Origin of the sequence: Chryseobacterium soldanellicola, from assembly GCF_900100115.1 — a bacterium.
Classification (GTDB): Bacteria; Bacteroidota; Bacteroidia; order Flavobacteriales; family Weeksellaceae; genus Chryseobacterium; species Chryseobacterium soldanellicola.
Window position 1 is genome coordinate 354,968 of sequence record NZ_FNKL01000004.1, and the last position, 17,955, is coordinate 372,922.

The 17,955-nt window shown below is 36.1% G+C and carries 21 protein-coding genes; 5 read left to right on the top strand and 16 right to left on the bottom strand.

What is annotated here, in order from left to right:
- Positions 1-17: 17 nt before the first annotated feature.
- The 5 genes from BLT04_RS15700 to BLT04_RS15720 all read right to left on the bottom strand — a co-directional run bounded on the left by BLT04_RS15700 (position 18) and on the right by BLT04_RS15720 (position 4,067).
- Complete coding sequence (locus BLT04_RS15700; RefSeq protein ID WP_089756729.1) at positions 18-245, bottom strand: hypothetical protein; 228 nt, start codon at positions 243-245, stop codon at positions 18-20.
- A 115-nt stretch (positions 246-360) separates the two neighbouring features.
- A complete protein-coding gene (locus tag BLT04_RS15705; protein ID WP_089756730.1) occupies positions 361-1,167 on the bottom strand; it encodes a hypothetical protein in 807 nt (268 codons plus the stop codon).
- 195 nt (positions 1,168-1,362) lie between these two features.
- Positions 1,363-1,929 (bottom strand): 3-keto-alpha-glucoside-1,2-lyase-like domain-containing protein, encoded by a 567-nt coding sequence (locus BLT04_RS15710; RefSeq protein WP_228421985.1) that lies wholly within the window; start codon positions 1,927-1,929, stop codon positions 1,363-1,365.
- Between the two features lie 149 nt (positions 1,930-2,078).
- The gene (locus BLT04_RS15715) at positions 2,079-3,131 is read right to left on the bottom strand and encodes a hypothetical protein (protein ID WP_089756731.1); all 1,053 of its coding nucleotides are present in this window, start codon (positions 3,129-3,131) and stop codon (positions 2,079-2,081) included.
- 66 nt (positions 3,132-3,197) lie between these two features.
- Complete coding sequence (locus BLT04_RS15720) at positions 3,198-4,067, bottom strand: AraC family transcriptional regulator (protein ID WP_089756732.1); 870 nt, start codon at positions 4,065-4,067, stop codon at positions 3,198-3,200.
- A gap of 44 nt (positions 4,068-4,111) precedes the next feature.
- Here BLT04_RS15720 and BLT04_RS19090 point away from each other — a divergent pair, with 44 nt between their 5' ends.
- The 4 genes from BLT04_RS19090 to BLT04_RS19095 all read left to right on the top strand — a co-directional run bounded on the left by BLT04_RS19090 (position 4,112) and on the right by BLT04_RS19095 (position 5,437).
- Complete coding sequence (locus tag BLT04_RS19090) at positions 4,112-4,234, top strand: hypothetical protein (protein ID WP_262484154.1); 123 nt, start codon at positions 4,112-4,114, stop codon at positions 4,232-4,234.
- A 113-nt stretch (positions 4,235-4,347) separates the two neighbouring features.
- Positions 4,348-4,920 carry a hypothetical protein gene (locus BLT04_RS15725; RefSeq protein WP_089756733.1) on the top strand — a complete coding sequence of 191 codons (573 nt, stop codon included), beginning with the start codon at positions 4,348-4,350 and terminating at the stop codon, positions 4,918-4,920.
- Complete coding sequence (locus BLT04_RS15730) at positions 4,904-5,260, top strand: hypothetical protein (protein ID WP_089756734.1); 357 nt, start codon at positions 4,904-4,906, stop codon at positions 5,258-5,260. Before BLT04_RS15725 ends, BLT04_RS15730 begins: the two co-directional genes overlap by 17 nt.
- A 51-nt stretch (positions 5,261-5,311) precedes the next feature.
- The gene (locus BLT04_RS19095; RefSeq protein WP_262484155.1) at positions 5,312-5,437 is read left to right on the top strand and encodes a hypothetical protein; all 126 of its coding nucleotides are present in this window, start codon (positions 5,312-5,314) and stop codon (positions 5,435-5,437) included.
- Positions 5,438-5,624: 187 nt separating this feature from the next.
- On the opposite strand, the gene BLT04_RS15735 is transcribed toward BLT04_RS19095, so the two are convergent.
- On the bottom strand, positions 5,625-6,518 hold the full coding sequence (locus BLT04_RS15735) for a cation diffusion facilitator family transporter (protein WP_089756735.1): 894 nt from the start codon (positions 6,516-6,518) through the stop codon (positions 5,625-5,627).
- A 53-nt stretch (positions 6,519-6,571) separates the two neighbouring features.
- On the bottom strand, positions 6,572-6,949 hold the full coding sequence (locus tag BLT04_RS15740) for a winged helix-turn-helix transcriptional regulator (protein ID WP_089756736.1): 378 nt from the start codon (positions 6,947-6,949) through the stop codon (positions 6,572-6,574).
- Positions 6,950-7,053: 104 nt separating this feature from the next.
- On the opposite strand from BLT04_RS15740, the gene BLT04_RS15745 reads away from it, so the two are divergent.
- The gene (locus tag BLT04_RS15745; protein ID WP_089756737.1) at positions 7,054-7,683 is read left to right on the top strand and encodes a nitroreductase family protein; all 630 of its coding nucleotides are present in this window, start codon (positions 7,054-7,056) and stop codon (positions 7,681-7,683) included.
- 498 nt (positions 7,684-8,181) lie between these two features.
- On the opposite strand, the gene BLT04_RS15750 is transcribed toward BLT04_RS15745, so the two are convergent.
- The 9 genes from BLT04_RS15750 to BLT04_RS15795 form a co-directional block, all read right to left on the bottom strand.
- Entirely contained in the window at positions 8,182-9,288 is a 1,107-nt protein-coding gene (locus tag BLT04_RS15750) for a S41 family peptidase (protein ID WP_089756739.1), read from the bottom strand.
- A 250-nt stretch (positions 9,289-9,538) separates the two neighbouring features.
- Positions 9,539-10,513, bottom strand: a complete 975-nt coding sequence (locus BLT04_RS15755) for a quinone oxidoreductase family protein (protein WP_089756741.1) — start codon at positions 10,511-10,513, stop codon at positions 9,539-9,541.
- Between the two features lies 1 nt (position 10,514).
- Complete coding sequence (locus BLT04_RS15760) at positions 10,515-10,880, bottom strand: DoxX family protein (RefSeq protein WP_089756743.1); 366 nt, start codon at positions 10,878-10,880, stop codon at positions 10,515-10,517.
- Between the two features lie 75 nt (positions 10,881-10,955).
- A complete protein-coding gene (locus tag BLT04_RS15765; RefSeq protein WP_089756745.1) occupies positions 10,956-11,492 on the bottom strand; it encodes a Crp/Fnr family transcriptional regulator in 537 nt (178 codons plus the stop codon).
- Between the two features lie 1,095 nt (positions 11,493-12,587).
- Positions 12,588-13,301, bottom strand: a complete 714-nt coding sequence (locus BLT04_RS15775; protein ID WP_139166264.1) for a hypothetical protein — start codon at positions 13,299-13,301, stop codon at positions 12,588-12,590.
- A gap of 10 nt (positions 13,302-13,311) precedes the next feature.
- A complete protein-coding gene (locus BLT04_RS15780) occupies positions 13,312-13,992 on the bottom strand; it encodes a hypothetical protein (RefSeq protein WP_139166265.1) in 681 nt (226 codons plus the stop codon).
- Positions 13,993-14,047: 55 nt separating this feature from the next.
- Positions 14,048-14,755 carry a hypothetical protein gene (locus tag BLT04_RS15785; RefSeq protein WP_089756754.1) on the bottom strand — a complete coding sequence of 236 codons (708 nt, stop codon included), beginning with the start codon at positions 14,753-14,755 and terminating at the stop codon, positions 14,048-14,050.
- A 214-nt stretch (positions 14,756-14,969) separates the two neighbouring features.
- A complete protein-coding gene (locus BLT04_RS15790; protein ID WP_089756755.1) occupies positions 14,970-15,722 on the bottom strand; it encodes a hypothetical protein in 753 nt (250 codons plus the stop codon).
- A gap of 354 nt (positions 15,723-16,076) precedes the next feature.
- On the bottom strand, positions 16,077-17,657 hold the full coding sequence (locus BLT04_RS15795; protein WP_089756756.1) for a tetratricopeptide repeat protein: 1,581 nt from the start codon (positions 17,655-17,657) through the stop codon (positions 16,077-16,079).
- Between the last annotated feature and the right edge of the window lie 298 nt (positions 17,658-17,955).

Consider the following 17,955-nt stretch of genomic DNA (forward strand, 5'->3'; position numbering starts at 1 on the left):
TGAAAAATCGGCATGAATTATTTTTTTAGATTTTCAAGAGCCAGTTTAGCCATATCTTTTACCAACTGAGTGGTAAAGTTACAGTCACAATTGCTGAATCCAAGCACATTAATATGTTCACTTGGAATATAAACAGCCATAGATTTGAATCCGAAAATATTTCCGTCATGTTCAAGGGTTGGGATTCCGCTGATATTTTTCAAATGCCAACCATAGCCGTATTCGATTTCATCATCATTATTCAATTGTATATTTTGTCTTTATTATAAAGTGTGTATATTTGGATCTATTCTCTTACAAAGTTGAATTTTTCCATCCTCAACATCCGAAGAATTGCTGTAATTTATTGGATTGTAGATACTATTTAGTTCTATTCCTAAATCCTGAAACTTTGAAATTACTTACCAGTACCCCTGAATCATTTGCATATCGCCACGGTGCCGATATATAAAAATTTTTAGCCACTGTAGGACTGAAGAGAACTTCATCAGCTAGATTTACATCATCTACATATACCGCCATCCGTTCCCCGTTAACCGACAGGACGATATGTAGCGGACGATTGACCCATGGCTGAAGATCAAAGGTCGTATTTAGAAATTTTTTCGGTTCAATGCTACCTATATAAACTTGATCCGTATCGTAGTAGTGCAGTTGCACATAAGTCCCGATATTACTATCATAGTGGTGGACACTGTTATCGCTGGCAAAACCAAACGACAATGGCGCAATTTCTTTGACCTCTTCTGCTTTTGCGATAATGTCAAAAGATAAGGTAAACCGGCGGGGATAGTTTAGCGGAATTAAAAATTTGTAGATCTCCCTATTCCCTATCTCCATCCATTTCCCTTTCTGGCCTTCTACCATTCTAATAGTAGCCGCTCCATTTGTCTTGAAGCTTGTAGCAGTAGTACCTGGTTGAAATGCCGAAAAATCTTCTGCAAATATCAGCGAATCACCAGCCACTGCAGTGCTACTACGATTCTCTGATCTATACGCGTCTTTCCCTTCTTCTGAAGTGGTATTTTTGTCAATTTTTTTTTCTTTAAACTTTGTAGTTTTATCTTCGCCATTTTGAAATATATCACTGAGTTGGGCATGCATCTCAATTCCTGAGAGCAATAGTACAAGGAAAAGTAGTTCTGTGATTTTTTTATCTGTTTTCATGATGCAATATATTTTTGTTTACTAATGGAGGTTAACTGTAACGATTTCACCATCTTCCTTTACCTCTAAAACGCCTCCATTCTTTCTTGATGGTCAACAGAAAAGCTCTTTTATTGATAATAGTCTGTCTGACCGCCGTAAGTATTGTATCCGGTTCCGGTATAAGTTTTTGTATAAAGTATTTGTCCTCTTCTTCTATTTTGAAGGGCTGATTTTCAGATTTCGGAAATAGCCTTCTGTTCCTACATCGACAAATAAGCCGACTGCACCCATCGCATCGGGGCCGTGTTTAAGGTCATTCACGATAAGGGAGGGATATTTGTTCTTATTTAAAAATAGTTTTGCCTGGTTGCCTTTGACTTCAATTTTTAAGGTAATCCATTCATCCACCGCCATATCAGCATATGACTCATACTTTTCGGGATCCTCTTTTCTGAGGCGTTCATATTTAAAACCTGGATAAGAAAAGTATTGAATGGAGTGGTTGCGTCTTACCTGATCTTCAGCCCTGCCATTCGTCGGACGGATATATATCGATTCAAATTTAGAATTGGTTTGATTTATTCTGAATGCTAATCCAATAAACCCGCGGTCAGTCGGAGAAGCAGTAGGGAGAAGCTGGCTTAGAACTTCTACCTCGATAATACCATTTTTAAAATTAGTGTTATTTATCCGTACAAATGTAGGTTCGTCCGCTTCTTTCACGGCAGGATCTTTTACGACCCTGACAATACTTTCACCTTTCAGTTTGACAATTTGCATATAAACTTTATTAGATAAAAGATTGCTCTCTTCCAAAATTATTTCTTGGCTGTATGCACTTTCTGAAACTAATAAAAAAAGAAATAAAATTGTTTTTAATTTTTTCATACTTCTTACTGTAGAGAGTTTATGGCTTTTATGATTACAACTTATTTTTTAAAAAGTCCGGCATTTAGATTCGAACCGAATGAACCATCCGCCAATTGCAGGTAATTGCGTTTACTCTGATCTTTTTCAATGATTACGGTTCCTGTGGTCTGTACATTTTTCATTTCCAGAAAATCCGTTGACGTGGCGTCACTGTCGCTTAACGGGCCGCTTCCGTATCCTGCCAGTTTATTGTAATTGACAAAAATACAGTCAGAAGCTTTGTACCTGCGTTTACTTCCCTTTTCCCTTATCCATATAGTACTTGTATTGGCGATGATGTTGTGATGAAAGTCAAAATCATCTCCATTGGTACCCTGTGTTGTCCAGACCCCGCAGAAGTATCCGCCATAGACCAACGAATGTCTCATGGCACTGCGGCTGCCGGTGCTTCCATCGTTTTTCCAGAAGACAACAGGGATCTTACAGTTGAAAAAAACACAATGGTCGATCACCAGACCGTATCCATTGGCTATGACACCGACATGTAATGGCATTACATCTACATTCCCTGCAAACAGGCATTGGGTTACCAGAAGGTCATCCAGTTTTTTTCCATCACGCCATATAGGGTAGGAGCGGCGTAAATTATCATGATCGAGATAAGTATAATCAGGACTGCCTGTAAACCGCAGGCCTTCAATGGTCACATGGCTTACCTCGGTCTGTATGCCTTTCGCTTCTTCTCCGCCTATGCCAGGCTCAAGGGGTACAGCTGTTATGATGACCGGCATTTTATTGGGTGTCCAGTCTTCATCATCGGGCATAATTTCGGCCCGAATGACAAGACGGTTGCTAATGCTGTATTTATCGTTGTTAAACAGCACGGTTTGAGTTAAAATATGAATCCCTTCTGAAAGAATGATCGTTGTTTCTCCTTGCTCTTTGTTTAGGTTGACCTGTCTGGCAGCCTCTGAAAGGTTCTTTAATGGCTGGGTCTTTGTTCCGGAATTGGTATCATTGCCGATCCTTGGATCAACATACAATTGCTCTGCCTTGATCCAAAGCAGGTTCATAAAGAAGAATAAAAGACTTAGTGTTGCGGATTTTATCATATTCTTTTTTTTGTAAAATTAGAAACATTCATATCCTGCAAAAAGGTCATTTTATCTTTAAAGTTGTCATTTTATACTCTTCCGATATTGCTGTGGCGTGATGTGGGTGATTTTTTTAAAGAAACGGTTAAAGTTGGACGGGTCAGAGAATCCCAGCTCATAGCAGATCTCTTTTACGGATTTATTCTGATGCAGCTGTTTTTTTATTTCTGAAACCAGCTTGTGATGGATCATTTGCTGCGCTGACAATCCGCTGAACTGCCTGCAGATCTTATTGAGGAATCCGGGACTTATATTAAGCATTCTGGTATAGGACTCAACGGTCTGGTTCTGTAAGAATCTTTTTTCCAGCAGCGACCGGAATCGATAGAAATCCGCATGGACATAGGTATCCGGCTGGACATTGTACGTACCGGCATAATAGCGGTTGAGTACGATAAGCAGCTGGTATAGAAGTGACCTGATCATATGATTGCTGTCATTCTGGATTTGTCCGAACTCCTGTTCTATTTCCTGTAAAATTTGCAGGCATTTCTTGAATGATGTTTGATCGATCTGCATTTCTGCGGGATGCGAATACTGATGAAAGTACTGGAACCGGTACAGAAAAAGTTCATCCGAAAAAAATAGATGGAGAAAATCTTTATCAAAGAAAAGCGTGTAGCCTTTTACCTGCTGTTCAATTTCCCACCGTCGAACCTGTCCGGGAGTGGTGAAAATGATGGTTTGCGGATGAATCGACACTTTATTCTCGTCCAGTGTCAATGTTCCGGATCCTTCTCTGATGAAAATAATTTCGTAAAAACTAAGTTGATGCAGTGTGCTGTCCAATACATAATTTTTCAACGTTTCAATACGTCCGATATCCAATAACAGCTCCGAGCCATATTTAAAGGGCAGAAAATGATAGGTTTTAATTGGTGGAATCGATGCCATCTTTTACAATTTCTTGTACGTTAAAAATACAAATTTTTGTTGTCATGAAAACCGAGAATATAAGTGTTGCCCTGATGGGAAAATCAGTTTATCTTTTACTGGCTTTTCTTTTCTGGAAAAAGGTATATCATATCTGTGATTTTAACCCACGGGCTTTTATTATATGAGGGACATTATTTTATTTCAATTAGCAATATCTTTGCTTATAATGCTTTTTAAAACGACAGTCAATCACATGGACGATCAAGAAGTCTCTTAAACATATTTATTGCGTTAAAAAATGAAAGAACTGATTTTAAAAAAAATTGCTCTGCGTAAGCGTTGGAGTTTAGGATTATTTATCACATGTCTTATACTTATGTGGGCAGGTCTGTTCATCTTATTATATTATACCTCACGTGATGATAATAGCTATTTACATTTTCCTCTTTTTCTTATTTTGTTTATCTGTTTATTATTTAGCACCCTGGGAATTTTTATGTTTAAATTCTTTAAATCTTATATAACTACTCTTAACGAATTGAGTGAAAAAGAATCATCAATGTTTGTTGAACAGGGAACCTCTCGTCCCTTTGCCGAGCAATGGATGCCTTCTTTTATTATTTATCAGGGTAAAGTGAAGTTTTTTAAATTATTTAAACAACCTGAGTATGATTTTGCTGATATAAAAGCTATCCAATTTAAAAGATTCAATTTTACAAAAAGCAGACAGGATTGCAGAATAAATATTCAATTAATCAATGGCATAAAACATTATTTTCATGTAAATGGAAATCTGAGCCAAAGGACCTATTTAAAAAATGAAGCTCTGGCATGTAATCCAAAAATAATAATTGATGATCAATATGATTAAGTGTAGTCCATTATCAAAAATAAAAAAACAGTTTGTTTTGCTTTTCATCATATTTCTTTTTTCGTGTAATGAGAATAGTAATCAGCAAGTCGAGAAAAAAATAAACGATACGATATCCACCAACCTAAAAGCTGAACCTGTAAAAAACAACAATAAAAGTTTGCCGCATCGAAATATCGAAAATGGTGCGAAAAGCAGAGTAGCAGGCAAAACCTTTGTAGCAAAGTTAAGCCAAAGCTGTAGGGCGACTACGAATGGTGCATATGATATTTATATTTTTTTAAACTTAAGTTTTGATTATGATAGTGTTACAATCACACAGCAACGAGTAGATACGTAGACGCACATTATTGATGAAAAAAAGTTTCATTGGGCAATAGAAGGAAATGCTGTGACCATTGATCATTTTGATGATTATGGTAAAATCGAAATAAAAGCAAACGGATTGATAGGAAACGAGTATGATGGGTCTGAAATCGAATTTATAGATAAAGATGTACATCCATTCAGCAGATGATACCATTAACTTATTAACAAAACTTGGGTAAATGTCAAATTTAACGGTCCAAAGTATGAATAAAATTCAATGTCTTTTGGGAACGGAATGTCTTAATATCAACTCTTGCATATCGGAAATACTTTTGAGGTATATTTTTTGACCGTTCCTCAACCATTTCCCTTGGCAGATCCTCATTTTTAATTCACTATTCAGGCTGAATGATGACAAAATGAACCAATGGAAATTCTTTTTTTATATTTTCACGAATACGCTTTATCGCCTCAGTGATTTCTTCGGTGTCAAGATGGTCTTCAAAATCGATAATGAGCATTAGTACAACTTCCTCTGGCGACTGGTATGTAGAGAGTATACTTTTTGTTCTGACCACTGAAGCATCTTTTTCAGCGAGTTTTGCGATCTTTTCTCTGGTTTCCGGGGCTATTCCTTCACCCATCAATAAGCTGCGACTCTCTCTGGCCAGAATAAAAGAGACAAATACCAGTATCAATCCGACAATGATCGAGGCAAGCCCATCAAGTTCAGGTATCTGGAAGGTATGACTTATTCCCATCAATACCATTACTACAATTAGACCTGCCACTGCGGCACCGTCTTCAAAGACTACCAGAAAGCTTGCGGGGTCTTTACTTTTGATAATCGCATCCCACCATTTCAGACCGTTGCGGGTCTTATTGAATTCTTTTACGGCAATATACAGGGAGGTACCTTCGAAAATGAGTGAGAGTACCAATACGATATAATTCCAGAACGGATCTTTCATCAGTTCAGGTTCCAGAATATGCAAGATCCCTTGGTAAATAGATAATGCACCACCAAGACCAAATATTAATATCGAAACGACAAAAGACCAGAAATACAATTCCTTGCCATAACCGAAAGGATGAGATTCATCTGCCGGCTTTTTGCTCCTTTTCAATCCGTACAATAATAACAACTGGTTGGTGGTATCAACAGTGGAGTGGATCCCTTCAGAGATCATAGAAGAACTGTTGGTGAATGCCCCTGCAATAAACTTGGTCAACGCGATCAGCAGGTTGGCGGCAAGTGCACTGTAAATTGATTTACGATTGTTAGCCATTTATAGAACTGAGGTATTAGATAAAATCATTTAAATTTTCAGAGTATATCGATTTACAATTTATTGTCCATTTTTCTCTTCATTCCCGAAATAATACGTTTTCGATGGATAAAGCCCCAGTCTGCTATTGTATTCGTGAGCTGTTGAAGTGATTTGCCATAGTCTGTGATCTGATATTCCACAGCAACAGGTGAAGTATTTAGGACATGGCGGTCGATCAATTCATTGATCTCCAGATCTTTCAACTCACGGCTAAGCATCTTGCCGGAAATGCCTTTGATCTCTTTTAAAAGCTCAGAATAACGCATCGGCTTGTAGCAAAGACAGGCAATAATGGACATTTTCCATTTCCCGTTTAAAATTTCCATCGTATCACTGATCGCAAGTATCTTTTGGCTGCAATCTTTTACCAAATCAAATTCTTGTTCCATACTATTCACTTGGTTACCCGTTTGTCACTATAACTTTTTGTCACTTAGTTACAAAGATACACATTGAAGATATAACTTTGCTTCTTCAATTTATAAATAACAAAATGGAATTAATCAAAAACTTGAAATGGCGTTATGCTGTCAAAAAATACTCAGAGGAGCAAGTCAGCGAAGACAAGGTCGATCAAATTGTTGAAGCCATCAACCTTACCGCCTCTTCTTGCGGAATACAGCCATACAGACTGTTTGTCATCACCAAGCCTGAAGTAAGACAAAGGTTAGGCGAAGGGTCATTCAATGCGCAGATTCATGCTTCTTCTCATTTACTGGTCTTTGCAGGATTTAATAACATAACCTCTGATTACATCAGAGATTATGTTAAGATGATGGAACAGCAGCGAAATTTGGAAAACGGAGCATTAAACGTCTTGAATGATACGCTGATCGATTATTTCTCCGTCCAGACACCCGAGCAAAATGTAATCTGGTCGGATAAGCAAGCTTATATCGGTCTGGGTACGGCCCTTATCGCTGCTGCAGAGCTAAAGGTTGATGCAACACCTATGGAAGGCTTTGATCCCAAACTGTTTGATGAAGTTTTAGGTTTATCAGAACAAGGTCTTCACGCTTCGGTTATATTGTCATTGGGCTACCGTGATGAAGCCAATGATTTTCTGGCTTCTATGCCGAAAGCCCGATTACCGATCAATATATTTTCTGTCAGAATAAATTAATGAGCTAACCGCCGGAATTTATTTTTGACTTTTTAAAATTTTGAGATTATTAAAACAGCCCTGACACTTGTCGGGGCTGTTGTGTTCTTCGATGATTATAGCATTGTAAGTAAGTGCAATTTTAATTATTAAAATGTTTTTGGATGGTTTAAAATTATTTTAATCTGAATAAAATGTCGACTTTCTTCGTCGGTAAGCAATTTAATATTTGAAAATTCACCATATTTGGAAAAACAACTAAATTAGTTAAACTAAATCTTTATTATCAAATTAAGATCTCCCTTCTTAGTATTATTTGAATATCCTGAATGATGAGTAAAGAATAGTTCCCAAAAAAAAGGGTTTTTAGTTTGATAAACCATATTATAGTGTGAAAACAAATTTCTATACTATTTGATACCCTTTATAGATTATCCTGAAATCATGAGATGTACCTAGTGTATTTGTGCAGTAGTATATCTGCTACGCGACAACAGTTATAATCTAATAAAACTAATGTCATTTTTCCAGCTGCAATCTGATTAAATTAATTTTCTGCTTCTCATTATTATCAATCAATATATCTGGTTTTATGCCAATATTATCAATAGGATTTCGAGGAAGTCGCTTTGATCTTGATATAGGTATGATTAAATTATATTCCGTACAAAAAATATCAAAATATTGTGAGTTGGCATAATCTAACATTCCATAAGAATTTTCGCCAAATATAGTTACCTTCTTACTCTGTTTAGCTGTTAACAATAAGGATTCTGCTGAACTTGCCGTATTGCGATCAATTAAAAAAGCGACTTTTTTAGGATATTCATATATAGAGTCTAATTTAACATAGATTGTATCCTTACCTCCTGGGTTTATAAAACTACCTATGTTCTTTTTCATTAGTGCGACAGCATCTGCAATATATTTTTTAGCTTCGTCGTCCACACTTTTATCTTTAAGCTGCTGCTCATAGTTTTTAATATTGTCTTCGCTAGCCCAATATTCTGAAGGAAATATTGCTATCGAATTTGTATATAGATAAGGTATAATCGGACTGTAAGTTAAATCATTTCCTCCCATATTCCCCCTCAAATCAATAATCCAATATGGAGTTTTGCTAAGCAGTACCTGATTTTTTTTTATTATACTATCAATTTTTTTCTTCTCATCCCACTCAAATGAAGGCAATGCTATTAATAACGTTTTATCATTTAATTGTTTTAAACTCGCTTCTTTTGCTAAGGTATCTTTTGCCGGAGGAGGAAGGTTTTTAAATTTAGGAATCTGTTTATTGAGCTGACTTAGTTTGTTAGGATATTTTTCTCTGTAACGCCAATCGAGTTGTATTCTCAAATGATGATCCTTAAAATAGTTTGTCCAAGTTCGTAATAAAACATAACAGGAATCAATATTAGTTGTTTTTTTCGATCTTGATAACAAGTTATTAGTAAGTTGGCTAAATGCTCTTTTATTATTCAGATTGATTTTGTCATTATAGCCCGCATAGTTTTTGCTTACTTTGTTCACCATAAAATTAAAATTATCTAAACAGTCACAGTTCTGCGCCATTAAATTTGATGTCAATAGCATAAAAACAGTTGAGATAAATATTCTCTTTGTCATGGGTTTCTTTTTTGGCTTCTCAAAATATAATGCACAGCTGTGCGTGTATTGATAAAGTGAGACTTGTTAAATTATATCGTGGAATAAATTACAAAAATTATTGCAATTAATAATGCTTGGATCTTAAATTAACATCGTCCTAAAACTTCAATGGTGCTTTCTTTGATAGGCTTTTTTACTACTCGTTTTGGAACGGGAAGGTAGAAATTTGTAATCAGATCAATCACTTTTTCAGGGACATTGTTGTTCACTATATCGTTACTACAAGTCTTTTTCCATCCGACACTTCTGTATCCCAAAGTCTTTCAATATCTTGCAGTGCTACTGTTTCGGTTTCTGCTTTCAGCTTGTTGTCGGCAGCCAATTGAAACATTTCGGGAATTATTTCTTTAAACAGTTTTTGCATTTCTTCTTTTGTCCAACTGCCTAAACCTGAACCCGATATTTGTAAATCAACGCTTCTTAAAATTTCAGATGAAAGTTGAATTTTGTCGCCCGTTACAGAGCCAATAGAAACAAAACGTGTCTTATGTGTAAATGCACCTTTGCCTTTCAATGCTTCCAAAATAAGTTCGGCCGTATGGCCCCACAAATAATCTATGACAATATCTATAGGTGTATTGTTGTGTATTTGCTGTATTTGGAAAACGAAATTTTCATCGTCTTGTGTTATAGGAACGATTTCGTCAGCACCTAAAGTCAACAAGGATTGTAGCGTTCGCTCATTTCTGCCTGTAACAATGATTTTCCCTGCCCCATAATATTTAGAGATTTGAACAGCTATCTTTCCTGTAAAACCAGTTGCACCGTTTATCAAAACAGTTTCACCAGCCTTCATTGCTGCCCTGAACTGAAGTGCCATTGCTGAACCGGCTACTGCATTTGGTAATGCCGCTGCTGTAATGTTGTCAATCCCGTCAGGTAGTTTTATCATTCTGCTTCTTTCGATAATTGCTTTCTCAGCAATCATTCCACTAACACCTAAAGCAAATACTCTTGTTCCGTCTGCCAGTACCCCGACACCATCACCACCTGGTACTTTGGCCTGATGAATGTTGTCTTTTACGGAGTAGTGTTTTCCGCTTGCTTGTGATTTGTCCAAATGCTTAACCGCTGCTGCTTTTACCGAAATCAAAATTTCGTCTTCACCATTAGCAATTGGTTCCGGAAAATCTTGTGTGTATTGAGGCATTTCGCCCCTTTGAAAAATTACTGCTGCTTTCATTTTAAATATGTTTTAAGTTGTTATAACTAAAATAAGAGGTAAGTAAAATTGCCAACGCTACCAAAGCTGATAATGAAGATTGAAAACTGTCCCGTGAGCAAACGTGGGCAACAAATCCTGAAATTACTGTGATTACAAATCCGGAATATACCCACTCTTTTATTCTTCCTTTTATGGCGGGAAGCAATAGCAGAATTACACCAATGATTTTTGCAAATGCCAATTCCACCCTGAAATAATCAGGAAAACCGAAGTGCCTGCAAAGCTGTTTTGCTTCTTCAGATGTGAGATAGAAATAAGCGTTTAGTACCATCCACGAACAGAAAAAAACTGTGGTGACCCAATAAATTATTTTTTGAATTTTCATTTCGCATTGTCTAAATACAAGACAAAACTACATAGTTGTCAAATGGTGTACGATAACATTTGTTATCAAATAGGGTTACTTTTTTTCTCTTGCTATTTTGCCTTTAATACGGCTTAAATGAACAGTAGTAACACCTAAATAAGAGGCTATATAATGCTGCGGAATACGCTGGATAATATGCGGGTGTTCCACAATTAGCTCTTGATAGCGTTGTAGATGATTATTTTTAAGATAGGAATAGAAAAGTTTTTGGGTATGTAAAAGTCGTCTGAACAAATGCTCTTCCAATTCTTTTTTTATTTCGGGCAAATTCTGTAAAGCACTTTGAAAGTCCTGTTGTGAAATTGTCTGTAAAATACATGGCTCTAAACTTTCGATGCTGTATAAACTCGGTTGTTTTGTTCTGAAACTTTCAATGGAAGCAACCCTGTCGCCTTCAAAGAAAAATTGCGTGGTAATATCTTTACCATCATTATTAACCCAAGTTCGCAAGCAACCTTTTTCAATAAAGAACATTGTTCTCGAAATTTGCCCCTCCTGTAGCAGTGTTGTTTTAGCCGGAACTTCCTGCCGTTTGAAAAGATGTTTTAATTTATCCCAGTCACTATTCATTTATTACTATAGTTTTATTTGTTTATAGGCTATCACTATCAGGGATTTTGTATTTTCGTATTAGGGATATTTTTTCTTTTTCTCGGAGAATAATAACCCCATAGTGATAGCTCATCTAAAATAATAAAGGAGTAAGCTATCCATTTTACCAGCCGTTTCAATCTATTTAATGAAAACCAAACTTTCTTCTGTTAATTCAGTAACGAAGTACCAAGCCTGCAACCAAAAAATATCATTGCTATAAAGAGTGATAAAACCATATCCTCACATTTTTAATTTCACAAGTGTAAATTTAAGAAATATTGATGAGCCGGTAACATATGTGGATTTTATTTGAAGTGACCCATCTGTTTCGAGCGAAAGCCCATTATGAACAAGCCCGATAAGATAATACTCGGGAACTCCTTTGAGTAGCAGGAGTGCCTTTTGATAATGAATGAATGATCCGCCAAAAATTTTCATAATAGCTATAGCCCAATAACTGTCATTTTTTCGCAGCCAACCAATATCGGCTAACTTTTTTGTCAAACAAATAAATAACTGTCGTAAGGTATAACCAGCCTTGACATGTACGGATCGGTCTAAAATATAATAGGAGGACATCAAAATTAATTCTGTAAACCTGATCTCCGGTTTATTAGAAGCTTAAACTAAATTTACAGCCCGACAAATTGATATTAACAGTCCAGTAGAAAGATATGCTGGTCAATTAAGAGAATAGATCATTATTCGCAGCAATTAACATCTCAAATGATATTGATTTCTCACGTGACAGTTTAAAAGAATTAATAGGTTGGCTTAAAAAATATAAAAGAGCCATATAATATGAATTTGTATGGCCCCGTCATTTTGTGTTTTTAGAATCTGAAATATTGTAGCAAAAGTAAATGGGAATAATGATTCTGGAAAAATGATAGATCGTTTTCCTGATAATGATACATTTTTATAATTTAAAATTATGAACTGTGATAAAATGATAACAAAAGAAAGCTACAGTCTGCCAACAGCCTGAAAAAGTACTGACTAACAAAGGGCATAAACTAAAATTATTCTTCTCCGGCTGTCTGCTATTAACTGTAGCTATCGGTATAAAAATTATTGTCCTAAATAAATAAAAGTATTTACCGCTAAAAACTCCGGTACTATATTAAGAGGTACACCGCTTCCACCGGTTGATGCGGCCACGCTGTGAGTGTGATCTCCTATATAGCTGGTAGCTCTTCGGTTTGCGTACAAATTATGTCCATAGCTATAACCTGGTCGATAAGACCAAGCTGCATTTAATTGTTCATACAAATCTGCAAATGAATGTGTATGATTACCATTTTGTGTGGTATTATTGCTGACAGTGGTATATGCCGGCATATTGGCTTGGGATATCGTATTTGAATTGGCGCCTCCTAAACTGCCAACTGTTTCAGAAGCTTGGGTACGTATCATCCGGTCCGTCATATTCGGCAAAGAAGAGATTCCTAAAGTACTGGCACCTGCTTGTGCAGCAGGAGGTAAAACTGAAGTGGCACGACCGTTCATAAGGTACCATCCATTATGATCTGTGGTTTCCAGCCCATGTTTTACATCGCCAACTTTACCGGAAACAGTCTTAATGCTGTTAATATTACCATTACCATCTACTGAAAGCAAACTTTTGTCATTAGTAGTAGCTGTGGTAGGTAAAGAACGGACTCTCATTTCACCATTCACGTCCAATGTTCTGGTTGGGCTATTGGTGTTGACGCCCACCTGTGCAAAAACTATTTGGCAGCTTATTATGATGAATAATAAGGCAAGTATGTATGTTTTTTTCATTTGTGTAATTTTAATTTCCAAGATATACAAAAGATTTTAATGCAATATAGGCAGGGCTTAGACCCATCGCCTGATTTCCTCCATTAGAGCTTAGTGTAAAAGTATGCAGGTGATTACCCGCTGCCTCTGTGTTACTACCATGATCAGCATATATATAATAGTTCCAGGCACCCCCGCTATCAGCAGGCGCTGCATCGGCATAATATACATTTGCAGTAGTATAGGTATCTTCATAAGAGTGTGTATGATCTCCCGGATTATTTGTAACAGCGTTCAAATTGTATTGTGGTAAATTTGCTTTTAAAATACTTACCGTAGAGCTTCCTCCAGAAGTATTTAGTGGTTCCACTGTAGCAGCAGTTTTTGCGTAAGAACCGGCGAAATCAGGCAAGCTTGTGCTAAAACCAAGGGTAGCTGCATTAGCTTGCACTGCTGCTGAAAGAGAAGCTATACTGCGTCCGTTTAACAAATACCATCCGTCGTGGTCTGCTGTGGCGTAGCTGTCTTTGATATCACCTATACTTGCGGTACGTACCGAAGCAGTCTGCTTTAAAATATTACCCGAAGCATCGGCAACAATTAGTTTGTCTGCACCTGTACCTGCTGGCAACGTTCGTATGCGCAAATCTCCGTTTATATCCAACGTTTTAGTAGGAACAGGAGTGTTGATTCCTACATTTTGTGCCTGCAAAAAATGTAGATTACATAGGATGCATAGTATATATATTTTTTTCATGGTATTACATTTAATTTCCTAAAAAGATAAAAGTGTTCACGGTAATATTTTTGGGCAGAACAGAAAAAGAGCTGCCGCCCCCTTCATTATTTACTGTCGCGGTGTGGATGTGATTACCTGCAGGATTAGTGGTTCGGGTAATTGTGGCATATTTAACAGTATAATTGGGACCAGATAATATCTGGATATCTCCTCCACCAATTACACCAAGCTCTGTTAAAATGTGTGCATGGCCACCTGCTGCACTGGTAGAACCCGTATAATCGTATAACGGCAGATTGGCTTGCGTTAAAGTTCTGCTGTTAGAGCCTCCCACGCTTCCTAATGTTTCGGTTGCTGACTTTGTTTTCAGAAATCTTCCGCGAGCATCCGGTAAAGCAGTTAGCCCTAAACTTGCGGCACCCGCCTGTCCGCCCGGCAGTAAGTTCGTAGCCCTGCCATCTAAAAGATACCAGCCATCATGATCTGTAGGCTGAAATCCTTTTTTAATATCACCTACAGTATTTCCGGAAACCGTCAATGTGCTGACGGAAATGTTGCCATTTACATCTGCTAATAGGTTTTTAACGGTTTGCGTAGTGACATCAGGAACTGTACGTACTATTACATTTCCATTAATATCGAGCATTTTGGTTGGATTAGGCGTGTTAATGCCTATTTGGGAGAAAAAATGACTGCTGATGAGCATTGCAGAAATGCAAAATAAGTTTTTTTTCATGAGTTATAAGTTTGTAAAGGTTTAAATGACAGTAATTAGGGAAAATTACTGCTTGGAATATTGTGTTTCTAAAATCGTTTTTCTAATTCGGGGTATCGTACTTATAAATTTCAATTCGTTGCAGCAAAATATCTTTGAATAAATTTTAAATTGAAATATGAAAGCACTTTATGGAAAAGTACAGTTGATGTTAAACGCTATTTTAAGATTTATTTTATTTCGTAGCTAAAGTATTGATATAAAATGGCGTTAAGCTATAGCCGGATAAGTTATTGGGTGAGTTGGCTCTCAGTATATATACTTGGATAAAATAATTTGTATTAGCAGCAATTTCTGACTTGGCAATATTAATGGAGACCGACTGGCCGTTACCGTTATTAGCAAGCAATCCGAATGAATCTCTTGGGTTGTTGGCATTAGGTAATACAGAAGCCAAGGGTGTAGTTCCAGGTGTAATTTTAACTAAAACATCGCATTCAGCAAGTGTTCCCGAAGGACCCTGAGCAACTAAAGTAGCTGTAATTACGGTTTTTATATTTGTGCCTAAAGAAACACTCACATTTTGTCTTAATGCAGTAACCTCCCGCCAATTTCCATCACCATTCGGATAAGTGTTGAGATTAATAGCAGGTGAGAGATCTAATGATGTGTATTCAATTGTAGTACCGCCCGGTCTTTGCATTTGGAGCATTCTCCAATCGGGTAGGGTCGATGTGCCAATATTTAGATACAGACCTGCACTTGCAAAATTAGTGTTTGTGTTATAAACAACTAGTCCATTAGCAGGAGTGGGTACTGTCGTTGCATCTGTAGCACTTGTTAAGCCAACTCTAGGAGGTAAAAAGCCTTTATTGTTTGAAGACAATTCTAAAACTGAGGACTGATCGGGAATACTGGTTCCTATACCAATTTGTGCGAATGTAAATGAACTTAAGAAAATAACTACCGCCGCTAATTTTGTTTTCATTCTTATATATTGTTTGAATTAATAACAACCATATATCTCATTTTGTCATGATTTTATGGAAAAAGTTGGAAGACTCACATTGTTTTATTTTGAATCATCTTCTCAATGTTTGGCAAAAGTAAGTAAGGAATAGGTGTTTTTGAAGCTTAACATTTACCATTTTCATGAAAATGATACAGATTGAAGTAGGCAATGGCTTTGTTCAAATGGTATATATTTATCATTTTCATGAAAGCAATACTTGCTTTTTTCAAATGACAGGGAATAGAAGATTCTGACAAAACTGATAGTTAATATGATTCAACTTTTCAGAGATTTTAATATGTACAGATGAATTTACATGCATTGTCTATTTTACACTTCCCGAAGTTCGGCGACATTTTGATCCTGCAGCCCTTCTTCATTCAAGTACTTGATAAAAGTAGACGGACTAAATGATGTTACTTTTTTAAAAATCAACGAAAACTTATTTGCGGATGAAAATCCTGCATCTTCCGCCAATGTGGCCAATTTATATTTTCTGTAAAGAGGATTGTTTCTTAAATTAGTGATAACGTAATTGATTCGGAGGGTATTAATATAATTGTTAAAATCACCGTCTTTGTGTGTATTAATAATATAAGAAAGATACCTGCTGTTTGTCTCACAATATGTTGCCAGATACGAAAGAGAAACGCTGTTATTGGTAAATAATTTTGATTCTTCAAATTTCTGTAAAAAATCCAGGATTCTTTGTTCTGTTTCAGAAGACATCATTCGCTGAGAAATGGATTGTGATTCTTCTTCTTCGATCATTTCAGCTACAACAGGAAGAGGCACCGACCGCTTTTCATCTAATTCTTTAGTAATTTTTTTAAAGTGCTCGATATTTAAGCGTTGTATCTTTCGGTATCTGATAAAAAGGATAATCCCAATTAAAAATAAGAGGACAATGATAAAAATAATAATCGTTTTGGATGAATCATTTCTTTTGATTTCAACATTCTCTTTATCAATTTTGGAATAGGATTTATTAGCAGCAAGCTGTTGGTTCTTTTGAAGAATTTTTTTTACCGTATCATGTTTTTCTTTTGTCTGTACATAATCTTCCAGATCTTTGGTGGCAGCATAATATTTTTCAGAGGTATTATATACTTCATTTTTAAGAGATGGATTTTTGGATTCCTCAGCAATTCTGAGCGTAATATCTAAATGCTCTTTCGCTTTTTTTAAATCTTTTTTTTCGACATACAGCAATGTAAGACCACTATGAATGAGTGCTGTCATGTAGTTTTCGGGAGTGTTTTTAGACATTTCAAGTGCTTTCTGATAATGCCTAAAAGATTCTTCAAACTTACCCACGTTATAATAACTACAGCCCAAAAGCTGCTCATTAGTGATCGTTAAATATTGTTTAGAAGAAGTTGTCTTTTCTGTGTATTCTTCGGCTTTCTTTGCATTTTCAATCGAACTCTGAAATTTTCTTCTTCCAATATTATTATATGCCATTTCCTGCATCATCATAGCTTTTGTATTGTTGGCAACTTCAGGATTGGTAATATCTTTGGCTGTATTGAGACCTATTTCAAAATATTTCTTCGATTTCTCAAAAAGTCCTATAAAACGGTATTGTGATGACAAAAAACCATATACCCTGGCTTTCCAGATAGCATTATCTGTATTTTCAATGATTTTTTCAGACTGCAAAGCATAATTTATTGCCTTTTCAAAGTTTCCGGCCTGCTGATAAAGTGTTGCTGTCAACATTAAGCTCTTTGTTTGCAGTAAAGGAGTTTCTGAAATAGAATATAGTGAATCTGCAACTTTTAAGGCTTTATCAAAATCTTTTTGGGAAGTTTCAAGGTAAGTTTTTGTGTAGATAGCGTTGAAGGCTGCAAGATCCTGCGCATGATAAATACCTGTAAAAAATACAAATAATAAGGTCAGAAGTTTCATAATACGGAATAATGGCAAAGATAGTCAAAATAGTATCTTACACTTTTTAAGAATATTAATTTTAAGATTATATATACTCTATTAATTGATATATTAATCATCTTCGTTTGCTTTCGAATTAGATGATTTCTACGGGCAGTCAAAAATTTATGGCTTTTTGAAAGTTGCGCTCACATTTCCCCGTAGAATTAAGAAAACTTTCTGTGGAAGAATTAAAAGATAATATTTTAAATTTATAAAACCCTTACTAGTGAAGGGTTTTATAAATAATGCACTTTTGTAAAATGCGAAATAAAGA